Below are 25,879 nucleotides of genomic sequence, written 5' to 3'. Positions count from 1 at the left end.
ACTTATGAGTAAGAAGGTCCTTGCCATTACGGGGTGTGCTGCGGGCATAGCACATACTTTCATGGCAGCAGAAAGCCTGGAAAATGCTGCCAAAGCCATGGGGTACGACGTTAAGGTTGAAACCCACGGTACCATTGGCGTTGAAAATGAATTCACCTCAAAGGAAATTCAGGAAGCTGACGTCATCATTATTGCAGCAGACATTGATGTCAGCCTGGATCGCTTTATCGACAAGAGGGTGATGAAGACCTACGTCAAGGCGGCCATTGAAAATCCCGAAGGTCTGATCAAGCAGGCTTTTGAAACAGCCCAGAAACACTCTGTAAAGGGTGAGACTGTGGGTAACGTTTCTCTGGGTAAAACCAACAACAGTGCTGTAAAACATCTGATGAGTGGCATCAGCTACATGATTCCGATGTGTATCTCGGCGGGTCTGTTGCTGGCGATTGCCAACATTTTTGCCTTCTCTGCTGATGACGCAGGTAACCTGGTGAACTGGGGTTTTGATGTTGAAACAGCCAGTGGCCTGTTCTTCAGTAAACTGTTTGCCCTGGGTCAGATCGGCTTCAAACTGATGATTCCGCTGTTTGCCGGTTTCACTGCTTACTCTATTGCTGACCGTCCTGCCATTGCTCCGGCCATGATTGGTGCATATATCATCAATGATCCTGCTTTCCTGGGTACCGAAGCCGGTGCCGGATTCCTGGGTGCCATCATTGTGGCTTTCCTGGCCGGTTACATCGTCAAATACCTCAAGCAGATCCCGTGGCCGAAGATCATCATGCCAATCGTTCCTATCATGGTGATTCCTCTGTTGGCGACATTTGCCGTCTTTGTAGTGGTGTTCTACGGCATTGGTCATCCTATTGCTTCTGTAATGACGGCTCTCTATGACGGTCTGAACTCTCTGTCTAACGCTTACGCAGCTGCTCCGATTTTTATTGGTGCACTGATTGGAGCCATGATCGGCTTTGACCTGGGTGGTCCGGTTAACAAGATTGCCCTGATCTTCGGTACCGCTGTATTCACTGACACGGTGGCCAAGTACGGTATCCAGGGCGCTAACTTTGTACCGGGCACTGCTGCACAAGCTGCTATTTCTGTGGCTCCTCTGGGTGCGTGGCTGGCCACCAAACTGTTCAAAAATGTCTTCAGCTCTGATCAGGTCGTTATGGGCAACAACGCCATGGCTATGGGCATGGTGGGGATTACTGAAGGAGCCATTCCATTTGCAGCCAGTAAGCCTCTGGTATTCATCCCTGCCAACGTAATCGGTTCTGCGGTTGCAGGTGCTCTGGTTACCGCTTTTGGTGCCAAGTTCTACGGTGGTCTGGGCTCTCCGCTGGGTACATTCGTAGGTTACATCGAACAGCCTATGCCATTCCTGCCCTGGATCTTCTCAATCTGTGTCGGTGTCTCCGTGACTGCATGCATGATCGGGTTTGGTCTGAAACAGGCGCAGAAAAAAGCTTTGAAAGAAGCCGAGAAAGAAGAGACAGGAGAAGTAGCTCATGCTTAAGCAGGAAAATGTCATTCTGGATGTCTCTGCATCCTCTAAAGAAGCTCTGTTTGAATCCATCAGCAAGGTGGCTCTGGAAACCGGTGTCGTTTCAGATGCTGCTGCCTTTGTTGAAGGTCTGAAGGCTCGTGAGACCGTGAGTTCAACAGGCTTTATGGATGGTTTTGCCATTCCGCATTGCAAGAGCACTGCCGTAAAAAATCCAGCGGTATTCTTCATTCGCCTGCAGGAAGGTATTGAGTGGGGGCTGACCGATAACACGGCAGCACAGTACATGTTCTGTCTGGCGATTTCTGATTCCGACGACGGTTCTCAGTTAAAAGTATTGAGCAAACTGTCTCGCAAGCTGGTGCACGCTGACTTCCGCAGCCAGCTGAAAACGGCGGCTTCTGCCAGCGACATTGTTGAAATTGTAAATCAGGCTATTAGCTGATTGAGTCTGGGCTGCAGCATGATTTTTGCTGTAGTCCTGCATGAATACGGGGGACGATGGATATGTATCTTTCCATAGATCTGGGTGGCACTTATGTGAAATACGGAGTGCTGGATGAGCAGGGAAACATCCGTCTGAAAGACAAGTTTCCAACACCACAGGGCGAGATCGAAACACTCTATGGCGAGATTGGCAGAGTCTTTGATCAGGTGTCGAACCAGTTCGACATTCAAGGCCTGGCCATCAGTGCTCCCGGTGCTGTGACCGATCATGGTGTTATCAATGGTGTCAGTGCCATTCCCTGTATTCATGGTCCAAACATTCGGGAAGACCTTGAAAGTCGATTCAATGTCCCCGTCGCCATGGAGAATGACGCCAACTGTGCGGCGCTGGCGGAAGTCAGGGCTGGCAGTGCCAAAGGCTATGACGATGTCCTGTTCGTAGTCTGTGGAACGGGTGTGGGCGGCGCTGTCATTAAAGACGGTCAGCTGCACAAGGGCAAGAATCTGCTCGGTGGCGAGTTCGGAATGCTGGTCCAGTACGACCACAAGCAGAATCGCATGGAGTCTTTCAGCTGGTTGGCATCCACCGGCAATATGGTTCGCAGGGCCTCGGAGCAACTGAATCGGGAGCTTACCGGTCAGGATGTATTTGAGTTGGCGGCTGCAGGTAACCAGATCTGTCAGCAAGAGGTAGATGCTTTCTACGCTCATCTGGCGTTGCTGCTGACTAATTTGCAGTGTGTTTATGACCCACAACTGATTGTTGTATCGGGTGGTGTGACCGAGCGCTCACAGTTTGGTGACGAACTTGGCACGGCTCTGGAATCGATCAACAAGATGCGTGATTCCCTATCGATTGAAACCGATGTTGCTGTTGCTCAGCACAGGAATGATGCCAATCTATTGGGCGCTTTCTTTAATTTGATGGATAAGATCAAAATTCAGGGGAGGTGCCAATAAACGACTAAGTTAACATGCAAAGTGTGAGCGGCCTCTTACCCCTTGGCCGCCATGCTATCTGATTTTTTCAACAAAAAATCGTTACCAAACGGTAATAATTTTTCTGCAAAATAAGTCTGAAAAGATAGACTAGCCCACCGATAAAACTGTATAAGAAAAGTACAATAAGATTATTTTCCGGATGTTGCTCCCATCAAATTTATGGGTTTCAGCAGAAAAATCTGCCGATTGCATCCGTATGGAAACCGATAAAACAACTCAAGAATTATAAAAATACAGGGATGGCTTATGTTGTATCAGCACCTCTATAGCCAGACAGAGAAGGGAGCACTGAAAGTACTCTCACTGTCGATCATACTGTCTATCGCTTCATCCGTTCAGGCGGAAGATCAGACAACCTCGAAAACAGAAAAACCGGAAACTCAGGAGGTTCCTGAAAAGGCTCCGGAATCTGTCGAACAATTACCGGAACTTGGCTCTGAGCCCGAAGAAGTCACTGCGGAAAAGGCTGCAGCGGGCAAACCTTCATTTAATAAGTGGTATCTCATCGGCGGAGGTGCGGCCGCAGGTCTGGCGGCACTGGCCGGTGGTGGCGGAGGAGGAGGCGGGGGTGGCAGCAGTGCAGCACCGGCTGACAGCAATCCTCCAACCAGCCCGCCTGATTCGGGAACCAGTAACTTGGTGCCTCGCAGTCCGGATTATTACAACACCGAAGAGTATCAGCGCCGCTCTGATCTCGATCAGATCAATGCTAAAGAAGCCTACTCCAATATCTCTTCTACTGCCGGAGCAAAGCAGGCGGGAGAAGGAATCACGATTGCGATGCTGGACAGTGGCGTGAATACCACCCACAACGACCTCAACGAAAGCATTGATTTACCGAATTGCGGAACACAAACCTGTGACGTTAATTATGGTGAGCAGGACAGTGGCAGTCATGGTACCCATGTTGCCGGTATTGCCGCAGCGGATAAGGACGGTACCGGTATTCATGGGGTTGCCTACAATGCTGATGTGCTTTCGGGGTGTGCAAACATCGATGGAGGTTGTGGCGTTCCAGGCGTGACGGATGCAGCCCTATTGCAATGGGCTGCCAGTCAGGGAGCGTCTGTCGCAAATATGAGTTACGCCTATGTTCATGACTCCGTGAATCGGGGACTGGTGGCTTCCGATATTGTGGGCGTTGCAGCAGGGCAGCCCATCGATTACTCCAATGATGCATTGAAGAGTTATCTGTTCAGCACAGCAGGTTCAACTCGATACCAACAGGCTCAGAACGCATTGAAAACTGGCTTGGTCGGGGTTGTGGCTGCAGGGAATCATGCCTATCTCAATGAGAATACGCACCCTGAAGTGAAGCAGTCATCCATACTCACTATGGCTCCCAGTATTTATCAGGGCACCTCTCTGCAGAATGACCTGACACTTCAGTGGATTTCTGTAGTGAACGTCGACAGCAACAATCAATTGCATAGCAGTTCCCATGGCTGTGGTGATAGTGCCGCTTATTGTCTGGCAGCACCTGGAACCAATATTTATTCAACGGTGCCTGGTGGGCATGGTTATAAAACCGGTACCTCCATGGCTGCTCCTCAAGTGAGTGGTGCCTATGCGGTAGTGGCTGCCGCTTTTCCCGGGTTGCAGTTACCGGGGTCAAACTCTCTGTCCTATCTCTGTAACAGCAGTGATGCCAGAGCAAACTCCAAACAATGTCACAGCAAAGCGGTGGTTAACCGGTTATTTGTATCGGCAGATGATCTGGGGGCGCCTGGCGTAGACGCAGTCTATGGGCAGGGAATGCTGAATCTGCAGGCGGCAACCCAGTTGATTGGAGTGGCGCAGTTGCAGGCAGAAAATGGCCAGCTGCAGAATGTTTCTGATTCTAATCTTGATCCTTCTTCAGCTTCCGGGGATCAGGTGGGTCAGCAACTCTCTGAGGTCCGGTTTTTGGCGGTTGATTCTTATGATAAAGCTGGATTTGTCTACAGCGGCAGTGCCTTGATTGGCAATAACTACAGAGAGGATATCCAGAGAGTCAACGCTGATCGTTATTTCAATGAGTCCCGATCAAGAGCACTTTCGAGAGCGGTTCTTCCCGGTGGTGTAACATTGTCGTTCAGTCAAAGCAGCGACAAGCCACTCTCTCTGGAAACGCTGACAGGTACCCTTGGGTTTGCCATGAATAAGAACCAGACTGTTTTCTTCAGTCAGGGTCTGGATGCTTCGTCAACCTTCGGAGTTATGGCCAACGAGTCGATGGGTATTCAGGAATTAACTTCCACCCGGGCATTTGCAAACCCCTTCCAGAGTTTTAACGAGGCGGCCAGAGGGGTTCATCTGGAGCAGCGTCTTGATCATGGTATTACCCTGAAAGCCGGTGCTTTCCAGGGCGAGCCGGAAAAAGCTTCCAGAGGTGGTGTAGACAGCAACTTTGAAAGCCTGAATGCAGAGCTTTCAACGGCTTTGAGCAAAAATCTGAACGTCAGCCTGTCTGTGGGCAGCCTTCGGGAAAGAAACTCTGTTCTGGGAGCTGAAGGTTCAGGCGTCTGGGATTTTGGGCAGGGCAGCCAGACCCACTTCTATGGCGTGAACTTCAATTATCAAATGTCAGAATCTACCGGACTTTTGCTGGGTTATTACCAGGGATTAACTCGCAACCGGGCCAATAGCACGGTGCTTGTTGATCACTCTGACAAGCTTCTCAGTGACAGCCTTAGTCTGGGTGCCATCAACCAGCTCGATGATAAAACGACAGTGGCTGCTTTTATAACCCGTCCCATGGCGATCCAATCCGGCGAAGTGGATTTGAGACTGCCCCAGGGGTATCAGGGAAGCAATCTCCAGTATCAAAGTGTCAACATTGACTATGCCCCGGAGCACCGCCAGACCGATTACGAAGTGGTAGTTCGAAGGGAGTTTCCTGAGCTAAACGCCTTTGGCAAGGTCAACCTGTTGAGGGTGGAGAATGCCAATAACGTTCAGGGGCTGGACGATACGATGCTGATGATGAGTGTTGGTTTCAAGTTCTAACAGCAAAACTCTATAGCCTGATCGTTCCTGATCAGGCTTCCACCCTTCGGCTAACTAGTTTCGGTTATCCTTAGGCAACGTGTAACGCTTACCTGTTTTGAATTTAGGATCATTGAAACCGGGGCGGGTCCAGTGAATGTGATACTGGCTCCAGGGATTCGGATTCTGTCTTGTCGCTTTAGGGTGTCTACCGCCAGCCAGAATCACCACCTGTTCTGCATCAATGGTGAAAAACATCGATACAGTATTCCCCTCATTATTCACAATCTTTTCCCCTTTGGACTTGTAGTAGAGGGGGTAATCCTTGCCCTTCCAGCTAACTGTCTGTTTGCTGATGAGGCAGCACTCATTCAGTTCTTTCCAGCTGTGATTCTCTATTTCGGTCATGGCTTTATTCAACCATTGGGTACTCAGCCCGCTGTTCACAAGAGCGCTTTTACTGCTTTCTTTTTCGAAAATATCCGGGTTTCTGCTGGCCGGTGCAGGCGTGGTTTGCGATGAGCCACCTCGGGTACCTGATACAAAGCGACTGAAGTACCGTCCTCTTCGTGGCATCTGGGTGGCAACCTCCTGTTCATACTCCTGCTTGCGAAGGTTTTCTGACACCGTTGGATTCTGCCAGCTGTTATCCCTTTCTACCGTAGCCAGGGCATTGAGAAATTCTTCGTCCTGCCAGACTTCAGGTACGTTATCCAGAGCATCTCCTTGATAAACCTTTGTCGTATGTTTTTTCTGGTGTGCATCACTGTATGCTTCATCCAGTCTCTCACGCCATAGGCTCTTCTGAGCAGAACCTTTTAGTTTGAGTTTTGTTCTTCCTGTTGGAACTCTTCTGGGCTTGAGTAAACCGTTCAGTGCTGTAACAACCGGCTGACTTAGCTGAATAAAGTGACCGTGTTCATTTAATTCCAGAATCATTCGTATTGAAGGCTTATCCATACGGGTCACGCCATAGGCCAGCCAGAAGAGACCTCTTTGTTGATCAGGGAGCCACATGTATTCACCGGCACCTAACCGGCCACCATATAAATGGGCGCTGGCCCGGAGAACATAGGTCTCTCCAGTAAGCAGACTGCTTGCTCGCGACAGCAAGCCACCGCTGTACATATCGCCATAAAAAAGCTGGGCTTTGAAATTGGCCAGCGCCTGTTGTTGAGGGGTTGCCTTAACGGGAGACAGTGGACCTGAGCCAGTGAGCTCTTTGCTGACGCCTTTAAGGCCGCTGGAGGCAATCAGTGCTGTTGAGGGGACAGAGGGTGCCGTAGAAAACAGCAGTGGACGTACAATTTTTCCAAGTGCTTTACGATGCAGTGTTTTCAACATGGGTCTGATCGGATTGGCACTGGACACTCCCCACACAAGAAGTGCAAAGGTCCGGAAGTAGTGGGGGTGGATGAGAGAATAGGGATAGTTTGCGCTCAGTTCTTTTCCCGGGTTTTCCAGTCTTTTAAGACGACGATGTAAATACTTCACTTCATCGCCTTCCGCGACCCTTATGATGGCAGGTAGCTGTCCATCATTTGCAGACCAGAACAGCCCCGCCTGGCAATGGCGGCTACCGGGGGTGCAGCTGAATCTCTGCATGGATACCTGTTTGCTGGTCACGGTTCTGGCGATTCCCTGTGACGGTTGATCTGGTGCTTCATAGATCCAATGAGTTAAACCGGTTGGTAGGAACTCAGTTTCAGCACCTGTCTGGTTTTGATAAAGGCTCAGCTCGTGACTGTATTGGCTGATGAGCCGCCCTTCTTCACATTCGTCCTCAAAAAAACAGCGAACAGCATTACTGAAAATCCGACTGCCCGATTCTGAAAACAGAAAACTCAAAGGCTCCAGAGCCTGCTCTATAGAACCAGATTCACATTGCTGATCGTTGTAGAAGTTGATGTCATCCGTGTCCAGCCAGATCTGGTGGTAGTCTCCGAACATCCCCAGATACATCAATATAAAAAGGTCTCCTTCCGGCGATTTGCCCAGAAAAATCTGGTCTCCCTGTTCTCCATCAAGTTTCTTGAGTGCATAGAGAACCCGACCGGAAGGGGTTTCAGAATAGTGAGAGCCTGAAAAAGTGAAAGGCGTTGGGGCCAGAGACAGCAGGCTGCGCGAGTACCCTTTATCCTCCTCGTATCTCATTGGGGGCGTGGGGTATTTGAGATGCAAAGTGCCTTCAAAGCGGGTCTGTGTATGGTAGTTGGGAATAACCGGGTATTTTCTTAAAACGGGTTTTGGTACGACAAGGTTTATGCGGACCTGTCTGTCAAACAGGGCTTTGCCAGTGTAAACAGAAACCGTCTGGAGGCCGTTACCGAATTCATTGAACTGATGATCCGTAGCCATAGGGTGTGCATTCAGAGCCACCATTTCTCCTGAGGGTCTAGTTGAGAATGAATGGAAGAACAGTGTCATGCAGACTGCAGAGTAAGCAGTGAGAACAGAATCGGCAGCATGCACATTGGCAACGGCTTCATTCAGAGTAAGCGGGGTAATGCCTTTAAGAAACATGGTTCCCAAAAGAACGTAGGCATCCAGATTATCCAGAAAGCTGGCTATCAGGGCATTGGAACCAATGGTCAGCGTGTCGTACAGCAGGGAAAAACCGGGAATATAGTACATAGTCCTCGGCGTATTGACATAAAGGCCGCTTTCACTGTTTGCAAATGAATATTGCTGGGTGGAGTCCAGGATTACATCATCTGCATAGAGCGTTTGAAGATTCACTGATCCGGTGAGGATCACTGCAAAAAACAAACGTTTGATGAAAAACCTGATTAAAAGAAATAGATAAGGCTCAACTTTTGTTTTTATCACAGATCAACATATTTACGTTTTGATAATGAGTAAATAAAGAAGTTGAAATTTAATAAATAATCAAGTCTGTATCTGAAATGACACGGCTAAACCTGTCAGCAAAGCCTTCAAAGAGCCAGCCTTTGAAGGCTCTGTAGAGGTCATGTCACAGCGTAGAGCTTGTCCAGAGAGCTGTAGCCCAGCCCGGTCTCTTTCCTGACTTCTATCCGGGTGGGTATCCTCTCTTTCAGGGATTCGATATGAGAGATAACACCCACCATTTTTCCTGAAGCGTTCAAGCTGTCCAAGGCATCCAGGGCAATTTCCAGCGTTTCCTGATCCAGAGTGCCAAAGCCTTCGTCGAGGAACAGGGAATCAATGCTGGTTTTATGACTGACCAGGTCTGACAGAGCCAAAGCCAGGGCCAGGCTGACCAAGAAACTTTCACCGCCGGAAAGGGTTTTGATATCCCGGGCAGTATCACCCTGCCAGGTGTCGATCACCTCAATACTCAGGGCTTCATCTGTTTTTCTGTGCAACTGATAGCGACCATGGAGCCTTTGTAACTGTTGATTGGCCAGATAAATCAGATGGTCCAGAGTCAGCCCCTGGGCAAATTTACGGAATTTGTCGCCTTTGGCAGAACCGATCAAACTATTGAGATGATCCCAGACGGCAAACTGTTGTTTCTGCTGACTGATTTCAGTGACCCAGTCAGACAACTGTTGACGTTTTTTCTGATCTTCACTCAAAGCCTGTCGGATTTCTCCCAGCCGCTGATTGTTCAGGCTTAGTTCTGCTTCCTGCTGTTTCAGAAGGTTTAGAATTTCCTCGGTAGCCTGATCTGTCAGCGCTTCTTTCAGCAGCTTTTCAAGGGAAGTTTCTGCCAGTTTGCAGCGTTCGGTGCTTCTTGAAACCGCCTGATCCAGAGATTGTTTCAGTGATTCCAGCTCTGAACGTTGCTCTGGTGAAATCAGTGCCTGCTCAAACTGCTCACTGGATTCAAAAGGGCTCTCAGCAAGCGTGGTCTGCCAGAGTTTATCTTTCTCTTCCAGTTCGGACTGGTGAGTTTTCTGATCATTAAGGTGTTGCTGAATGGAGCCGGACAGCTCACTGACAGAACGCTGTACCGCCTGAAAGTGCGCTTCTGCAGTTTTGCTCCCTTGTTCTGCTGAAACAATGGCCTGCTCAATTCTGTCTCTTTCCTCAGTCACTTTTAACTCGCCAAAGAGTGTGAATCTAAAGTCCTTGCGGTCAGCTTGCTCTCTGTTGATCTGATCCAGCTGCCTAGTCAGCTGACCTGTCTGTTGCCTGGATTGCAGAAGACTTTGTTCAAGCAGTTGAACCTCATGGTTGAGGTTTTGAAGAGCCTGCTGCTGTTCAGTACTTTGCTGATGACAAGCCAGCCACTGATCTTTTAAGGCAGCTTGACCTTTTAGCCACTCATCCTGCTGCTCAAGAGCGGGTAAAGCCGTTTGCAGTGAACCTTGCAGTGTTGTTTCCAGTTGTGAAAGTCCATGCTCTTGATCTGAAAACTGTTCGGTCAGGGTTTTAATCTGTTCTGCTGATTGATTCTGCTGTTGCTGCAAGAGTGCCAGACGAGACTGACTCTGATCGAACCGTCGCTGTTCCCGGGTGACTTCCTGTTGGGCATCTTTTAACTGCTGGTTGATCTGATCAAGCTGTTTAACCTGCTCATTCATGGCGGACAGTTGTTCTCGGGTATTGTTCAGCCATGTTCGAACTGACTCGGTGTCAGAGATGTTCATTTGAATCTGCAGTGAGTGACACACTTTCTGCCACTCTTCCAGGGTGACAGACTGCTGGTTTTGTAACTCCTGAATGCGCTTTTCTGAGGTAGTGCAGAGGGTTTTCAGTTCTGTTTCCAGCTGTTTTTTACGGGTGCCCTGAAGCTCCAGCTCGGCAACCCGCTTTTTCTTTTCCGTCAGACGATGAGTGGTGGAATCCACATCAACCTGTTGATAGTTCTGTACCGCAGGGTGCTCGTTTGAACCACACAGTGGGCAGGCTTCACCTTCTTTAAGCTGATTACGATGCTCACTCAGGCTGGCAATTTTTTGTTCTTGCAGCAGCAGGATTTCCAGGTCTTTCAGGTGTTGAGCTTCCTGACGATAAAGGTCTCTCTGCTGGTTCAGGTCTAATTGGACTGCTTCAAGCTGTTTTTTATTTTCATCCAGTGTCGTGCTTTCAGTGGAAATAGCCGACAGTGTGTCCTGATGTTGCTTAACCAGACTCTTGAGTTGCTGGCAAAAGGGTATTCTCTGCTGAAGGAAACGTTGTTGTTCTCTCAGTGAAGCTTCTTCATGACCCTGAAGCCAATGCTCACGTTGAGTTTGCTGTTGTTCCAGTTGTTGGCTGGCCTGGGAGAGCTTTCCCTGACTTTCCTGCTGTTGTTGAAGTAACTGCTGGTGCTGGTTCTTGTCTCTTTCGCTCTGGGTATTCAGTTCCCCAAGCTTGTGCTTCAGCTGGTTGAGTTGCTGTATAAGAGAGCGTCTTTGGTCAAATTGTGCAGACCACAGAGGCAGCTGTTCTGCCAGCTTTTCATGGCCAGGATTGAGGGTCAGGTAATCGGTAGCCTGCTTGAGCGACTGCTGAAGCTGTTGCCTGTTTTCTAGCAGTTTCGAATGCTGCTCTTCTTGTGCTTGCAGTGCTTGCTGAATCTCTTTTTGGGATTCTGATAATTCAATCTGATGGCGTTCAGCCTCGGATATTTTCAGATCCAGAGGGATGATCTGGTCAGCAATCAGCTTTTCAGTTTCAGCCTTTTGTTGCTTGACCTGATTCAGGTTGTCCTGGGCTTTATGGCTGCTCTGCTCCTGCTCAGTCAGGGCTTCTTTGAGTTTTGTTTCCTGTTCAAGAAGCTGGTCTATCTGTTGCTGGCGAGAGCTGGCAGCAGTTTTCAGGGTGGTTAGCTGCTCGTATATCGGCTTGATTTCCAGGGCTGGAATGGAGTCCTCCAGCTTTTTCAGGGTTTCCCCACTGGCTTCTCTCTGTTCCAGATTCTGCTGGTGAAGTTGCTCTGATGCCTGTTTTTCCTGCTCCAGCTCTGATTTCTTTTCCAGCCAGCTTTGTTGCTTATTCAGTTCATTGATCTGATTCTGGATTTTGCTGGTGGACTCAGTTAATTCAACCTGTTCGTTTTTGAGTTTCTCTATAACTTCATCGTCTAAAAGCTCAACGCCTTCTGTTCTGGCCTGAAGCAGATTAAGTTTTTCCTGCTCGGTTCGTGTTCTATCAAAAACTCGGCGGGAGATTTCGCCATAAATCTCGGTACCTGTCAGTTCTTCAAGAAGTTCAGCCCGGTCATTGGCGCTGGCCTGCAGAAAGGCAGCAAAACCACCCTGTGCCAGCATCATGGACTTGGTAAAACGACCAAAGTCGAGACCGGTGATTTCACTGACTTTTTTCAGTTTGTCGTTGATGCGGCTGGTGATGATGGTGCCATCAAGCTTTGCCAGTTCTACCTGTGGGCTCTGCAGTTTGCCATCGGCTTTGCCTCTGGCCCGGCGCTGGGACCAGAATGCCCGGTAACCTTCACCCTGAACTTCAAACTCCACTTCTGCCAGTGACTCTGAGGTGTGACGGGTCATCAGTTCGTTTTCGCTGGCGGAAACGGTATTTAAACGGGGCGTCTGATGATAAAGAGCCAGGCAGATGGCGTCGAGCAGGGTGGTTTTACCGGCTCCGGTAGGGCCGGTAATAGCAAACAGACTGTTGCTGCGAAAGGGGTCCTCGGTAAAGTCGATTTTCCATTCGCCTTTCAGGGAGTTAATGTTTTGCAGACGGAGACTGAGAATCTTCAAACCATCAACTCCTTATTAGCTGGATTGTTATCCACAGGCTTTGACTCAGGTTCTGTTTGAGACTCTTCTTCAAGTGATCCCAGTATTTCATTAAAGGCCTGCTTCAGAGTTTCAACTCTCTGTTCTTCCAGCTCTTCATCGCCCAGCCGACGTGCAAACACATCAGTGACGTCCAGTTCATCCAGAGTTTCCCGGCTTTCTCTTTGCAGAGTCGCTTCACTGGCTTCACGTTTGCGTCGGACTCTTAATACTTCCAGATCCCTGTCTTCAATCATGGCCTGAATGCGTGTTTGTAGATCACTGAGGTAGTCATCAGTACTGACTTCCAGTTCCAGCCAGGGAGAGAGAGGAGCTTCAGAACCTATTTGCGCCAGTGCCTGCTGAATACTCTCAAGATCGCCTTTGAGGCTTTTCAGAGGGCGGAATAAAGGCACTTCCACTGCGGTGATCTCAGGAGATTGCCCGGCAGCAAGGTCAACCAGCAGCACCTGTTTGTTTGTGGATACTTCGTCAAAGCTCAGGGGAATGGGTGAACCTGAATAACGAATGTGATCCTGGTCCGAGACTTTTTGCGGTCTGTGCAAGTGACCAAGCGCTATGTAGTCCGCTGGAGGAAAAGCACTGGCCGGGAAAGCCGACAGGGTTCCAATATAAATCTCACGAACAGACTCGGTCATTTGCCCACCCACTGTCGTCAGATGTCCTGTCGCCACAACAGGAAGATTCTGGTCAGTGGCTTTCTCAAAAACAGTCTTGTAGTGATCGGCAATGGCATTTTGCAGTGCCAGTTGTTTATCGGTATCGCTGTCTCCGGCACGGCTTTCCAGTACATCCCTGGGGCGAATAAATGGAATGGCGCAGACAACAGCCCCCGGCTCACCCTTGTTGTTTTTCAGGGTAATGATCTGTTCATCCAGATGTTCTGACACTCCACCCACAACATGGGCGTTCAGACAAGCCAGAAGGTCTCGCGATTCATTCAGGGTGGCCACAGAATCATGGTTGCCGCCAACAATAATCAGTTGCTGACAGCAGGTTTTTTGAAGATCCACGATAAAGCGGTTGTAGAGCGTTCGTGCATAGCTGGGAGGCGTTCCGGTATCAAAGATATCACCGGCAATAATGATCGCATCCACTGAATGTTCATTGACGGTATCCAACAGCCATTGAATAAATGCCCGGTGCTCGGGCTCACGGCTTTTGCCCATAAAGTGCTGGCCGAGATGCCAGTCGGAAGTATGGAGGATGCGCATGGATAGACAGTTCACCAGATACGGAAAAGGTAATCGTAAAGAATACCTTTCTGGTGGCTGGCTGTCAGTCTGCTTATACGTCAGAAGCAGGCGGCAGAATCAGGGAAATCGACTACTTTCATAGAATTAAAATATTAGATTGGATTCACGTATGCTTCTCTGGGATAGAGCCAAAGTCCTTGGGTTATTGGTAGTAGCTTACCTCTATGCCTCTCAGGGATTGGCTATGAATGTGTATACCAAGATGAACGATTTACCTGAGCACACCAGAAAAATGATTGAGTTTGAAGGGCACTTTCTGGAGAACCATAAAAGCAAAGGTAATGTTCCCTGGTTCCATACTTTGATTGACGATCAACATCAATTAGCCATCTATGTTCCAGAAAATTGGGGTGATGTTCTGGGTGTAACAAAGGATGGAAAAAGCATTTTTTTCTGGAACAAAGTTAAAAAAAAGCTCTATCTTTTTCCTGTTGGAAAGCTCCGGGTCGGTGTTGGCTATCAGGTTCTCGATGATTTCCTGACTGCGGATGACAATTACTATGGGCTTTTCGATAGTGCTAATGCCCTTCTACCCGGATACATCAGTGCTCTGGTGGAAGCTATGGAGCTTGAGATGTCCCGGACTCAGCAAAATCTGGTTTGGTTAATTCCGGGTTATATGGGTGGACAGCATGGGCTCTATATCCCTGAGTCCATGAGATATCGTTTTACCCTGTTAGAACGAGAAGGGCTCAGGATTATTTTCTTTCCCGATGGTGAGCAGGGTCGTCCGGAGGACGCAGCGGGGAGTGTCTGGTTCAGCAATACTTACCTGAGGAGCCTTTATCATGGAGTGATCTATTACTTTGAGGCATTGGGGGGGAATGCGTTTCAGCTCAGCCAATACATACCTCAGCATCTTGGTGAAGATTCTCCACTGATTCAGATAATGAGGCAGCAAGAACGATCGCGTACCCAGGTTTTTTTCCATGGTTTTTATTCTGTCACGGCACCTGATGGCCCCTGGGCTTATCCGCTTGAATATCCCTTCGATCAACTTCCCCCCGACCACCCTGTTTTATTGGCGATGGGGTATCAGGCTCCGATTGAACCATCTCCACCAACACTGAGCTTAACAATACTGCCTTCCTCAGCCAGTGAAACGACCAGCGCGGAAGTTGCAACGACGACTTCAACAGAAACGGTTTCTACAACAACGGTTATTTCTTCGCAAACACCTGTTCCAAGCTCACAAGGCTTAGGCGTGGACTTTTTAGCCAATGCCGGTGCCATTCTTATATCTGAAAATGATCTGGAAGCGGAACGTCATCTGGATCTGGTGGTAGATATCGTTGAGAACATTGTGGGGCAGGGTGCAGGCAGTCTGTTTTTAGAGGATGTTCCGGTAGTAGTTCCAGACAAACCGAAGCTGAGTTTCAAGCAGAAACGAAAATTAAGAGAGCTTCGCAGGTCCTCAAGCTACCAGCCTTCCATTTCTCCAACGATCAGTCCCTCTCCCGATCTTGCAGAAGAAAACGCTGAGGGGTATCAGAGAGTCAAGGGTCTATTGAAAACAGGGTTTGCAGCATTTCTGACCACCACTGGCTTGTCGTATCTGTACCAGTACCTGGTTTCATCAAGTTCTACCAGTGAGAGCGGCTGTAAAAAAATAACTCATGGAAAGTTACAATCGATCTGTCAGAAAGCCAGTCAGCATTCTGATGAACAAGCTTTCAGGTTATTAAAAGTAGCCTTGGAAGAAGTTGAGAATTCTGCCAGAGACTATTTTCCCCTTTATCAATACCGTGCCAGCATAGTGGTTGAGAATAAGTACTTTGTTTGTTCACAGCTTGTCAGTGTGGATGACGAATCAGGCAATATCGGACAAAGCCTGAGTTTGAATGCAATGGGCGCTGTCAATCTATTGTCCGAAGGGGCAGAAGAATCACAAGCAAGAGCATTGATGGAGCTGCTTTCTTTATGGGGTCAACGTTGGGGGTATGCAGAGTCAAAATTCAAAGCCGTGGCGCTGGATATCATCAGCACCTTCTCTGGTATCCAGCAATTAACCCGTGAAGAAACCACCTGCTTCAATGTTTTCAGGGATGAGGATGACACACTGTCAGATCAACAGAGCGTAATGAAAGCATTGCTGAGCCTGTACGGTGATCACCACTGGAGTTACAGCCGCTGCTTGAAGCAGGCTGACAATTATCGAAGCAGTGAAGAGGAAGAAGATCTGGAGCTGGATACGGATTTCCTGGAGTTGCTGGTTCAGAAGTCCGGGAGCCAACTCGAACTCCAGCTTAAAACGCCGTTCATGAGCTGTTATTAAAACGAGTCTCTGGAAGGAGATATTATCTGTTGTCTCAATTGATAAAAATCATGATGCTTTTGCTGGATCTCTGTCCTTTTACCGTGTCTGAATCCGGATTTAAGACTGTAAAGGTGTCCCATTGAACTCATCAGGTAGTAAAACCCCCTTTTGATTTCCTCAAGTTGGTAATCTGGCAGGCTGGAGGCTTGAGTCACAAAAAATTCGTTGATTTGCTTCAGCAAACGGTGGGGGTCTTTCGAGGCCTGTACGGTTTCATTATGTGGACGGCAGACGCTGAGTTTTAGTGACAGGGCTTTCAGTAGCTGATTTTCAGCCTGTTCTATCCGTTCTTGTGAGGCGGACTCGAGGGAGCAGAAGCATTGATCCATTCTGCACCAGGCCATTTCTTCATGAAGGCGTTCTGCTCCTGCTTGTTGGCTGTACTTCTTCACAGCCGTTTGAAGTACTTGCAGTGCGCCGATGGTGTCACCCTCTTTTCTTACTTCTTTTGCAATACGAATGGCTTCTTTAATTTTGGGATGCCATGATTTGCTGACAAGCTTTGAAGCGGATACTACAGGGGCTTCCACAGGTGCTTTTGGTAGAGGGGGGGGTTGTATGTCAGTGGTAGCAGTTTCTTCTGCTGACTGTGTCTCTGTATCTTCAATATCTTGTTGTTGGGTGTCGGTTTCTTGTGAAGTGGAAGCCGTTTTTTTGCTAGTGTGCTGCTTTTGGGAGGCTTTTTTTCTGGCGTCTTCGGCCTCTGCCCGTTCCTGGTTAATGGCATCCTGGATTCTATCCTGAATGGTTTGGCATTCCCCGGCACGCAGGTCTGCCAATAAAGGGTGCTGAGCTTTCAGGCGATCAAGACAAGCCTGAGCTTTCTCGTATTGCAGGCAGGCCGAATAGTCCCAGGCCGCCGTCATCAGATAATGAGGGAAAAAAGCTCCGGCTTTCTCAGCATACTGCGCTGCTTTGAAAAGATTAACGGGGCTGCCCATACCCAGAATTTCTTTGCAGTAGAGGATGTAGTTGCCAATGGTATTTAACCTGGGGCTTGTGTATTTCGAAAGTCGCTCGATTTGTTTGAGTTGTATCCTTTGCTGTTTGCTGTTTGCTGTTTGCTGTTTGCTGTTTGCTGTTTGCTGTTTGCTGTTTGCTGTTTGCTGTTTGCTGAAAGGTGTTTCAGGATTGAAGCAGAAAATATGGATGTAAAAGATCATGGCGACCATGGCTTTCATTGGGGCTTCCAGATCTACTGTGGGTGCCGGTACGGACTCGGACTCACAACCCACTCCGAACATTCCACGAAGCATATTCTGTAGGTAGATGCAGATGCTGAGATCGGATTTATCATTAAGGGGTGGCAGTCTCAGTAACTCTGGTTCCATAGGGTAAAGCTGACGGGGGGAGAAGCGCAGAGGGTCACCGTAAAAGTGATTGTTGAACTGTGCTTTTGCTTCAGCCAGGTTTTGTTTAACCCAGATAGGATTGGCAAATTCTTCCATACCCTCCTGCAGGCCAGCATGAATCACCGCCAACAACCATGCAGCCATGGGGATGACCTTGCCGTTAGCTGCCTTCAGGGCTTCCATGATCTGGACTTTTTCCGGGTAGGTCATTTTCGGAGCATGGGGCAGCTTCATCTGGGCATACCAGCAACGCAACTGAGCTGTGGTTCTCTCCGCACTGTTTGCTTGTGCGCCGTCAAAAAACAGATTAATAAGGCGCAGCTTCGAGTCTCGCTGATCCTTGTCCAGAGTGGGAAGCTCAAGCAGCTGGTGCCCCAGGAATGACATTTTTCCTAATGCAGCGGCAAAGTTATTGTCTTTGGCGGTACCCTTGGATTTGGCTTTCGCTTTATACCGTTCTATATGTTCTTTGGGCAAATCAAGAAATGGACTCTTTTTATGGCTAGCTTGTTCTGTCAATACGGCCAGAATAGTTTTGCCGGTTGTGGGAAAAGCTTCATGGGAGGAGGTGGGACTGATGTTTCTGAAAGTAGCTGAAGTTTGCTCAGGTTGAGTGCCGGTACACTCTGATACCTGGGGCTTCAAAGTTTGTCCGGAAGCTTCCGGAGATTGCTTTTCCAGCTCATGACCTTCCCAATGGGTTTTTTCATCAATGCTGGCGGTTGAGGCGGTGGAAGGTGGGGAAGGCTCTTTCACAGTCGGGCTGGGCAGTCGGTCGCCTTGTCCTTTTGCAGAATCCATTTTCTGTCCTTGTGATGAGCTCTTCAATAACTATAGAAGTCTGTGCTCCTAGAGATGGCTGGCAAATTGCTTCTGCCATTCCTTGGGGCTCATTCCGGTTTTGCTACGGAAGGTTCTGGCCAGAGTGGAAGTGTTTTCATAGCCGACTTCATTGGCTACCCAGCCGACCCGTTTGCCTTTTTTGAGCATGGACTTGGCGACTTCGACTCTCCAGCTGGCGATGTAGTCTCCCGGTGTCTGACCTGTGACTTCCCTGAAATGAGCTGCAAAGCGGGATCGGGACATCATGGCTAATTCAGACAGCTCAACCAGATTCCAGTTTTTTTCCGGCTCTTTATGGATGGCTTCCATGGCTTTGGCCAGTCGGGAATCGGCCAGCCCGGCCAGAAGGCCTACATCGACCTGACGATTGTTGATAACCCAGCGGAGCAACTGGACGATCAGCAGCTCACAGAGCCTATCCATAACCAACTGACGGGCGCACTTGCTGCCAAAAGCTTCTTCAAACAGCCATTCAACCGTCTCCTTGAATCGTGGGTCATGATTAACCGGGATGCTGACCAGTGAAGGTATTGAGCTGGCAAGAGGGTTGCTGGGGCCTGCGCCGTAATGAACTTCAGCACACACAACTTCGGTATTGGACTCTTTGTCGGCCCTGATCGTGTGGGATGTGGGTCTGGGGTAAAACAGCAGGGTGGGCTCATCAAAAACAATAGCGGCTTTGCCCGGTTCTTTGGCCTCCAGAACGCCCTGTTTCAGCAAATGGATATGGCCAACCTGGCTCTTTTCGTCTTCAAAGGAACCCAGGCCACATAGCTGTCCGGTGTAGAAAACCCCTGTTGAAAAGGAGAACTGGTTGAGGATCGAAGCAAGCTTATCCATGAGACGAACGAATCCATAAAAGAGACGATTTGAGCCAGATCATCTCACAGCTGGCTTAATATTGCTCATGTAGATACAGGAAAGCTCGTCACCAGCCTTGGAGAACGCCGTACTTTTCATTGCTGTGCAGAGAATAATAAGCCATTTCAAGGAGATTGATTCAATGAGTGTTCACGAACTCACCGATAATAATCATTTTGAGCGTATCAACAACAATTCCGACTGGTCACTGGTGGACTTCTGGGCGACCTGGTGTGGTCCCTGCAAAGTCATGAATCCGGTGATCGAAAAGATTGGCGACAGTTATGAAGGCAAGGTGGCGACCAGCAAGGCAAATGTTGATGAGCTGCAGGAGCTGGCCAAGCAACATGGTATTCGCGGCGTACCGACTCTGATTTTGTTTCATAAGGGCCAGGCTGTTGATCAGCTGGTGGGCTCAAAGCCGGAAAAAGCGGTCACTCAGTGGCTCGATGATCATATGGCCAAAGCCAAGAAGCGCTAACTTTTTACTCTGAGCATTTCATTTTCTTGCCCGAGGAGGTTTTTCATAGATTCTGTGTTTATTTGTGGTGTCTTCTGCGGGACGTTTTCCCCAAACCGGTCCCGCAGACTTTTTTATAAGATGTTGATCCGAACTACCGTTTAGCAGGCATTTCTTCCAGTTCCCCCCAAACGTCATTACCCCAGAGTGGCACCGTCGACATAGAGTGCTTATGGCTGCCTTCCACCTCTTTTGTTGAGTAGCTGAGATAGATCAGAGTCTTGTTCTGGGCATCCCAGATACGGCGAATCTTCAGGGATTTGAACAGCACACTCTTGGAAGACTTGAAGACAATCTCGCCACTGGGACTTTTATCAATGGCCTTGATCATGTCCAGGGTGATGGGACCGGTCTGGCGACAGGAGATCCCCATGTCAGACGGATCGGCAAAACTCAGATCGGCCTTGATATGGCTGATATGGCAGGTAACCCCTGTGACCAGAGGGTCATTCACTTTTTCAATTTTGATGTCTTTGGTGGTGAACAGGCCCAGGCTGACATTGCCCACTTCGTTTTCATTAGAGCAACCTGTTAATAGCAGCATCGCTGCAGTCAGGGGCAGTAAGAGTTTCATGGCCATACCTGTTTGAGGAGTGGAGTTCCAAGCATCTGGATTTCGGACATTAATAACAAAACATTGATCTGTGAGATAGGCCATTTCTTTTAAAAGTGGTAGTGTAACCGGTTACATTAAGCCGAAAAAATGATGACAAATCGCCATCATCCGGCTAAACAGAGTTCAGAAGGTCTACAACCGGGTGTTACATTATGCGTTTAATCCCTCTATCCGCTAAAGCCGACGTGGGCAAATGGGCCGCTAAACACATTGCCAAGCGGATCAACGAGTTCAAGCCAACAGCAGACAAGCCCTTTGTCCTGGGTCTGCCGACAGGCAGTACGCCAATGGCTACCTATAAAAACCTGATTGAGATGAACCGTGCGGGTGAGGTGAGCTTTGAGCATGTAGTCACCTTCAACATGGATGAGTACGTGGGTATTCCTGCTGATCACGCTGAATCCTACCGTACCTTCATGTTCAAGAATTTCTTTGAGCATATTGATATCCGCCATGAGAACATCAACCTGCTCAACGGCAATCCGGAAAATCTGGAAGCTGAATGTCAGCATTATGAAGACAAGATCAAATCCTATGGCGGCATAGATCTGTTTATGGGCGGTGTAGGTCACGACGGGCACATTGCTTTCAATGAGCCAGGCTCGTCCCTGACTTCTCGTACCCGTATCAAAACCCTGACCGACAAAACCCGTCAGGCTAACTCCCGTTTCTTTGACAACGATATCAATCAGGTGCCAAAACTGTCTCTGACCATTGGTGTTGGCACTCTGATGGATGCCCGAGAAGTGATGATTCTGATCACTGGGGCTGACAAGGCTTATGCCCTGCACGCCGCAGTAGAAGGTTCCGTGAATCACTTGTGGACTGTTTCTGCCATGCAGATGCATCCAAAAGCCATGATCGTCTGTGATGAGGACGCCACCATGGAACTGCGAGTGAAGACCCTGAAATACTTTGCCGAGCTGGAAGCCGAGAACATTCGCGGACTATAACTATCAGCCGATCATTTTTTGGCATACCTCGAATGGGCGTACTGCCCTTTTCCAGCTTCTGACAAGATGAATTTACCATCAACTCAGGAGCTGGAGCCGCCATGTCGCAAGAAGAAACAACGTCACTTAAAGGAAAAACTGTCTTCCTGTCAGGTGGCTCAAGAGGCATAGGTTTAGCTATTGCCAAACGTTTTGCCCGAGCCGGTGCCAATATTGCCATCTGCTCAAAAACGGCAGAACCTCATCCCAAACTTCCCGGCACCATCCATGAAACGGCTGAACAGGTAAGAGCCCTGGGTGGCAAGGCCTTACCCATTGTTATGGATGTCAGGGATGAAAAAGCCGTTCAGGCTGCTGTGGCAGAAACCGTCTCTGTGTTTGGTGGCATTGATATCTGTATCAATAATGCTGCGGCTTTCTGGATGGAGCACTCAATGGCTACGGCCATTAAAAGGCATGACCTGCTGTTCGATGTCAATGAACGCGGCACTTTTATGGTCACCCAGGCCTGCTACCCCCATCTGAAAAAGTCCGAAAATCCTCATATTCTCAATCTGGCTCCGCCATTGGATATCAAACCGGTCTGGTTCAAATACACTTCGCCTTATTCGGTATCCAAGTTTGCTGTCAGCCTTTACTCCCTGGGCTGGGCTTCCGAGTTCAAGGATGACGGGATTGCAGTGAACACCCTGTGGCCCAGAGTTGGCATCGACTCCCCGGCTGCCATTGTCCATGGTGGTGAATCGTTAAGGTCAGAGTTTCGAAAGCCGGACATCATGGCTGATGCGGCGTTTGCCATTGTCTCCAAACCTTCAAAAGAGTTCACTGGCCACTTCTGCATAGATGACACCCTGCTCTACGAAGAAGGCGTTAGAGACCTTGAGCAGTACAGTATGGTGCCCGGCAGTGCACTGGTGCCAGACTACTTTGTGCCCGAAAATATTCCCGTGCCGCCTGGGGTGAAGTTGAGCCAGCCCAGGCTTTACGATTTTTATGAGGATGAAGAGTAAGCGCCCTGAATGGCAGTCATTGTCAGAATGGCTGACAAGCTTGTTATGAACACAGGGCAGAGAGAGGGAGTCAAAAGTTCAAATTAATGAGAAAAGGAGTTCTCCCTTGAGTTTTGGCTTTCCGACTTTAGATGATACCCGTCTCGAGCTACCTGATATTCAGGAGGCTGGTCCTGTCCATCAGAGTGATGAGCAGGCCTCAATGTCTGGACGATCTGTGGCGAAGTCATCTGCCAAAGAGTTCAAGATAGGTAGGCCGATACTCAGTGAGTTCGACGTTAAAGAATTGGAAAAAGGAAGAGTGGCTTATAAAACGGTCGTTGACCTCACTAAATTACCATTCTGTAAGCTGCTCATGCCCTCCCACTACTTCCCCCCGGCTTTCAAGACTCATTTGGAAAACTATGTTTTCATGAATCAGCATCGTAGTCGGGATAACTTTTCTCGTCTTCATGCCAATGCGTTACCTAAAGAAGTCATGGCCAAATCACCCCAGGCCATGAAAGCTTTGGTGGCGCTAGACTATTTATCCGATATCAGGCGGCTGGTAGGCCCACTTGCTCGTCTGGGTAACGAGTTCAGAGCATTTTATGATCAGAAGACAGGAGAGCCCTATCCTGAGACTGCGGTTGAAGATTTCTGTGAGATGGAAGAAAGACGTTATACCGCAAGACAAATCAACCTGCTAGAAAGCAAAGAATACGTTAATTCACCTGCGGCCGTTGAGTTTGCCAACCAGCAATCCCTTAGAATTCCCAAAAGAAAACCAGGTGAAGACCACCCGGAGTTAAAGGGTTCCAGGCAATTGCAGGCATTCCTGCGAGAAAAGTTGAAAGCAGCAGGCATTGAAGGACCATTATGTGAGCTTCTGGGCTTTGTGCCTTCAAAAGTGGCTAATCCAAGGGTCAGAGGCAGTGGCTTTATTGACAGTCACTGGTCGCTCAATTTTCTGCATGGCAATGAGACTCACCTGATCCAGTTAGTCTTGTTAGTTGAAGCCGGTATTCTTGATAAGGACTCATTAGCTTATATGGTTGATCATGGATTATGGGGGTGGGTATTGGACAGGATCTATGTACCTGCTTGTGATGGCTACTCCATTATTGACCCAGGCTCGGAAGATAAACAGATGGCTCGAACACTGGAAGGGGAGAAGGATGACCTGGATATTTCCCTGATTAATTTACAAGGTGGAGAAGCCGCATTGTGTGCCAATGGCCCCAGCTTTATCCATCGTTTCTTCCTGGCAGGAGAGTTTTCCCAGGCCATTGATTGTTTGTCTGAAGATCTTGATGCAGAAGGCAGGGTAGAGCTGATCACTCAGGTTCTGGGTATGAAACCCTGTGATTCCGACTTGCTGAACAAATCTCTGCTGAGAGATGTGGCCAGAAATCTAACCGCTCTTGAGAGCTGCATTACGCATAAGCAGCTGAAAAGTATGGATCAGATTGCGAGTTTCATGGGGCTTCAGTCTTCAGATGCATTGTTTAAAGATCTGAGTGATACCTACAGTTTTGTAGGGAAAGATAAAGCGGAGCCTGTTATCAGGGAAAAGGCGAGAAGACATCTGGCAAAAGGAAGAAGGGTTCTGGGTATCAAGCCAGGCTCAACCAAGGCTAAAGTGTTGGATCAGCATTCAGACTTAAGCAAATATCAGTCGTTTGTTGTTTATAGAGACTGACTCAATCGGAATAAACCATAAAGGCGGTGTACCTTTCCAGTCTGGAGTGACTGTCCAGTCTTATTTTTTTCGTCCCCTGTGCATTGATGCCATATACTTTTTTGCCTTTGGCGATATCTCTCCTGGCTTCTTCTCTCACACATTTTTCTACTTGGGGTGTGCCGGTTGAAAATTGGCCATTTAAAGAGTCATCGTGTGTTAAAACCGTATGGGGTGTTTTACCCAGAAATTTAGAAATCTCTCCCAGAGTTTTCAGCTGATCGTTTCGAATGATCCATTCAATGAGAGCCAGGTTTTCTTCAACCTGCTTGAGTGTTTGTATGTTCTTGTCATCACTCTCGTCAGCTGCTTGTTTCAGAATGTTCTGAATGAATGAGGCTCGTTTTTCTGGCGAAAGCTGGCTGTTTAGCTGCCTGATAGCTAATGAAAATTCACTGCAAAGCAATCTGGTGTGAAGGGCATCCGGTGAGTTACCCAGTAGTGACCGTCTTAAACCGATCAGGGAGAGTCTGGCCGGAATAGTGTCTGTGTCATCAAGCCTCAGGCTATCCAATATTTTCAGGTCGTCATCTTGCGGTTCTGTTACCGTGAATGAATCAAAAGACAGGAAACCGTTGAATTCCATAATCAGTGTCCAAAAATCATGTTTGATGATCCATTTCAGTGCATCACTGTTCATGTGTCCTGCGTCTTTTTGAAGAAAGAGCTGCAGAAGATGAGTCAGGTTTCCATGACTCATATTTAATGACCAGAAGCTGTCCATATAGCCTCGAGTCGATGCGTCGGGATCCGCAAATCCGGGTGGCACAAAGCCTAATAGTTTGACGGGAAAGCCTCTAGTGGTTCCTTTGAGTTGATCGCTGAGGAATTGGCAGAAACAGTCATAGAGATTCGGGTCATATACCGGGTCAGGATTCAGTTCGCAGGGTAGCTTCAGTGAAGGCCTCATGGGATAGCCGAAGCATTTTTTCATGGTCTGGTGTTTTTCATAAAGCCCCAGTTGTTGGAGCATAGGGGTCACCAGACGGAAAGAGACATCCTGAAAAGCTCTGTCATGTATCTCTGGAGTATTGATGCCAGCCACAGCAAGATGAGCTTTGAATTGAGAGCCCAGTTTACTGAGAGGGGCAATAGAATCTTTTATGGAGGAGAGACTTAGCATTGAGTCTCGGACTTCCTGGATGAGATGACTGTGTTTTGAACTCAGTCTCATGGCTTTTATAGTTTGATCGAAGCGCTGCTTCAGCTCCTCGATTGCACTGTGTTGGTATGCTTCAAGATGCTTACACAATGATGTTGGAAAAAAACTCTCTGGCATCAGGAGCTGATAAAACGGAATCTTCCTCAGATCAATGATGGCATGATCTTCAACCATTTGGACGGGACTTCTGGGTGCAGTGAGTTCTGAACAAGTAGCTTCAGGTAACTTGTTTTCTGTCTCTGCTCTGGATGTTTTTTTATGTGCGAACAGAGCCTCACCCTCATGTTTAACTGAGGCTGTGTCAGTTTGGGTCGCCTGAATAGGGGGCAAGCAGGAATCAAGCTTTTGCACAGTAAACTCCTTTTCACTGATCTGTGATGAATAATCTTCCAGATATTTGATAGTTAGACCGTTTCTTTAAGTCATTGGTTCAAACAAACTAGGGAACCTGCGAATAAGTCCCTGATCATGAGATAATAATCTCAGCAGCTTGATCAGAGGTAGTCATGGACCAACAACTCTCTTTTTCCGACAGTGAATTCAGCCAGAAGCGACGCAGAACTCGTAGGGAAATTTTTCTTGAAAGAATGGAGGTTCTGATTCCATGGAAACGCTTAGAGGCCGTAATCGAGCCCTATTACCCTAAGCGTGGCAACGGAAGACCTCCTTATCCTC

Annotated in this window: 17 protein-coding genes; 10 read left to right on the top strand and 7 right to left on the bottom strand. The window is 48.4% G+C overall.

Annotated elements, in window-relative coordinates; genetic code table 11:
• The first annotated feature begins 4 nt into the window (after window positions 1–4).
• The 4 genes from WG89_RS12140 to WG89_RS12125 all read left to right on the top strand — a co-directional run bounded on the left by WG89_RS12140 (window position 5) and on the right by WG89_RS12125 (window position 5,944).
• The gene (locus WG89_RS12140) at window positions 5–1,519 is read left to right on the top strand and encodes a PTS fructose transporter subunit IIC (RefSeq protein ID WP_062266263.1); all 1,515 of its coding nucleotides are present in this window, start codon (window positions 5–7) and stop codon (window positions 1,517–1,519) included.
• Entirely contained in the window at window positions 1,512–1,952 is a 441-nt protein-coding gene (locus tag WG89_RS12135) for a PTS sugar transporter subunit IIA (protein WP_062266260.1), read from the top strand. The genes WG89_RS12140 and WG89_RS12135 overlap by 8 nt, the downstream gene beginning before the upstream one ends.
• Window positions 1,953–2,014: 62 nt before the next feature.
• Window positions 2,015–2,914, top strand: coding sequence for an ROK family protein (locus tag WG89_RS12130; protein WP_172806801.1), 900 nt, complete (start codon window positions 2,015–2,017; stop codon window positions 2,912–2,914).
• A gap of 288 nt (window positions 2,915–3,202) precedes the next feature.
• Window positions 3,203–5,944, top strand: a complete 2,742-nt coding sequence (locus WG89_RS12125; protein WP_062266256.1) for a S8 family peptidase — start codon at window positions 3,203–3,205, stop codon at window positions 5,942–5,944.
• A 54-nt stretch (window positions 5,945–5,998) separates the two neighbouring features.
• Here the strand turns inward: WG89_RS12125 and WG89_RS12120 are convergent, their stop codons facing one another.
• The 3 genes from WG89_RS12120 to sbcD form a co-directional block, all read right to left on the bottom strand.
• Complete coding sequence (locus tag WG89_RS12120; RefSeq protein WP_172806800.1) at window positions 5,999–8,662, bottom strand: hypothetical protein; 2,664 nt, start codon at window positions 8,660–8,662, stop codon at window positions 5,999–6,001.
• A gap of 230 nt (window positions 8,663–8,892) precedes the next feature.
• The gene (locus WG89_RS12115) at window positions 8,893–12,555 is read right to left on the bottom strand and encodes an AAA family ATPase (RefSeq protein ID WP_062266252.1); all 3,663 of its coding nucleotides are present in this window, start codon (window positions 12,553–12,555) and stop codon (window positions 8,893–8,895) included.
• A complete protein-coding gene (gene sbcD / locus WG89_RS12110; protein ID WP_062266251.1) occupies window positions 12,552–13,808 on the bottom strand; it encodes an exonuclease subunit SbcD in 1,257 nt (418 codons plus the stop codon). Before sbcD ends, WG89_RS12115 begins: the two co-directional genes overlap by 4 nt.
• Window positions 13,809–13,959: 151 nt before the next feature.
• On the opposite strand from sbcD, the gene WG89_RS12105 reads away from it, so the two are divergent.
• On the top strand, window positions 13,960–16,125 hold the full coding sequence (locus WG89_RS12105; protein WP_153301558.1) for a hypothetical protein: 2,166 nt from the start codon (window positions 13,960–13,962) through the stop codon (window positions 16,123–16,125).
• Here the strand turns inward: WG89_RS12105 and WG89_RS30325 are convergent.
• Both WG89_RS30325 and WG89_RS12095 read right to left on the bottom strand, forming a co-directional pair.
• Entirely contained in the window at window positions 16,122–18,320 is a 2,199-nt protein-coding gene (locus WG89_RS30325) for a hypothetical protein (RefSeq protein ID WP_062266247.1), read from the bottom strand. The genes WG89_RS12105 and WG89_RS30325 overlap by 4 nt on opposite strands.
• A 48-nt stretch (window positions 18,321–18,368) precedes the next feature.
• Complete coding sequence (locus tag WG89_RS12095; protein WP_062266245.1) at window positions 18,369–19,202, bottom strand: AraC family transcriptional regulator; 834 nt, start codon at window positions 19,200–19,202, stop codon at window positions 18,369–18,371.
• Between the two features lie 163 nt (window positions 19,203–19,365).
• Here WG89_RS12095 and trxA point away from each other — a divergent pair, with 163 nt between their 5' ends.
• Window positions 19,366–19,704, top strand: a complete 339-nt coding sequence (gene trxA / locus WG89_RS12090) for a thioredoxin (RefSeq protein ID WP_062266243.1) — start codon at window positions 19,366–19,368, stop codon at window positions 19,702–19,704.
• Window positions 19,705–19,837: 133 nt separating this feature from the next.
• On the opposite strand, the gene WG89_RS12085 is transcribed toward trxA, so the two are convergent.
• On the bottom strand, window positions 19,838–20,317 hold the full coding sequence (locus WG89_RS12085; protein ID WP_079253812.1) for a CreA family protein: 480 nt from the start codon (window positions 20,315–20,317) through the stop codon (window positions 19,838–19,840).
• Between the two features lie 194 nt (window positions 20,318–20,511).
• Here WG89_RS12085 and nagB point away from each other — a divergent pair, with 194 nt between their 5' ends.
• The 3 genes from nagB (at window position 20,512) to WG89_RS12070 (ending at window position 24,003) form a co-directional block, all read left to right on the top strand.
• Window positions 20,512–21,312, top strand: a complete 801-nt coding sequence (nagB, locus tag WG89_RS12080) for a glucosamine-6-phosphate deaminase (RefSeq protein ID WP_062266241.1) — start codon at window positions 20,512–20,514, stop codon at window positions 21,310–21,312.
• A 101-nt stretch (window positions 21,313–21,413) separates the two neighbouring features.
• Window positions 21,414–22,322 carry an SDR family oxidoreductase gene (locus tag WG89_RS12075; RefSeq protein ID WP_062266238.1) on the top strand — a complete coding sequence of 303 codons (909 nt, stop codon included), beginning with the start codon at window positions 21,414–21,416 and terminating at the stop codon, window positions 22,320–22,322.
• Between the two features lie 106 nt (window positions 22,323–22,428).
• Complete coding sequence (locus tag WG89_RS12070) at window positions 22,429–24,003, top strand: hypothetical protein (RefSeq protein WP_062266236.1); 1,575 nt, start codon at window positions 22,429–22,431, stop codon at window positions 24,001–24,003.
• A gap of 1 nt (window position 24,004) precedes the next feature.
• Here WG89_RS12070 and WG89_RS12065 read toward each other — a convergent pair whose 3' ends face one another.
• The gene (locus WG89_RS12065) at window positions 24,005–25,555 is read right to left on the bottom strand and encodes a hypothetical protein (protein ID WP_062266233.1); all 1,551 of its coding nucleotides are present in this window, start codon (window positions 25,553–25,555) and stop codon (window positions 24,005–24,007) included.
• A gap of 155 nt (window positions 25,556–25,710) precedes the next feature.
• Here WG89_RS12065 and WG89_RS32105 point away from each other — a divergent pair.
• Window positions 25,711–25,879, top strand: a 169-nt coding sequence (locus tag WG89_RS32105; RefSeq protein ID WP_062260605.1) for a transposase, incomplete at its 3' end; no start/stop codon positions are given.

Origin of the sequence: Endozoicomonas arenosclerae (assembly GCF_001562015.1) — a bacterium.
Classification (GTDB): Bacteria; Pseudomonadota; Gammaproteobacteria; order Pseudomonadales; family Endozoicomonadaceae; genus Endozoicomonas_A; species Endozoicomonas_A arenosclerae.
The sequence above is the reverse complement of the archived record's forward strand: the minus strand, read 5'-3'. Positions and strand labels throughout refer to the sequence as shown.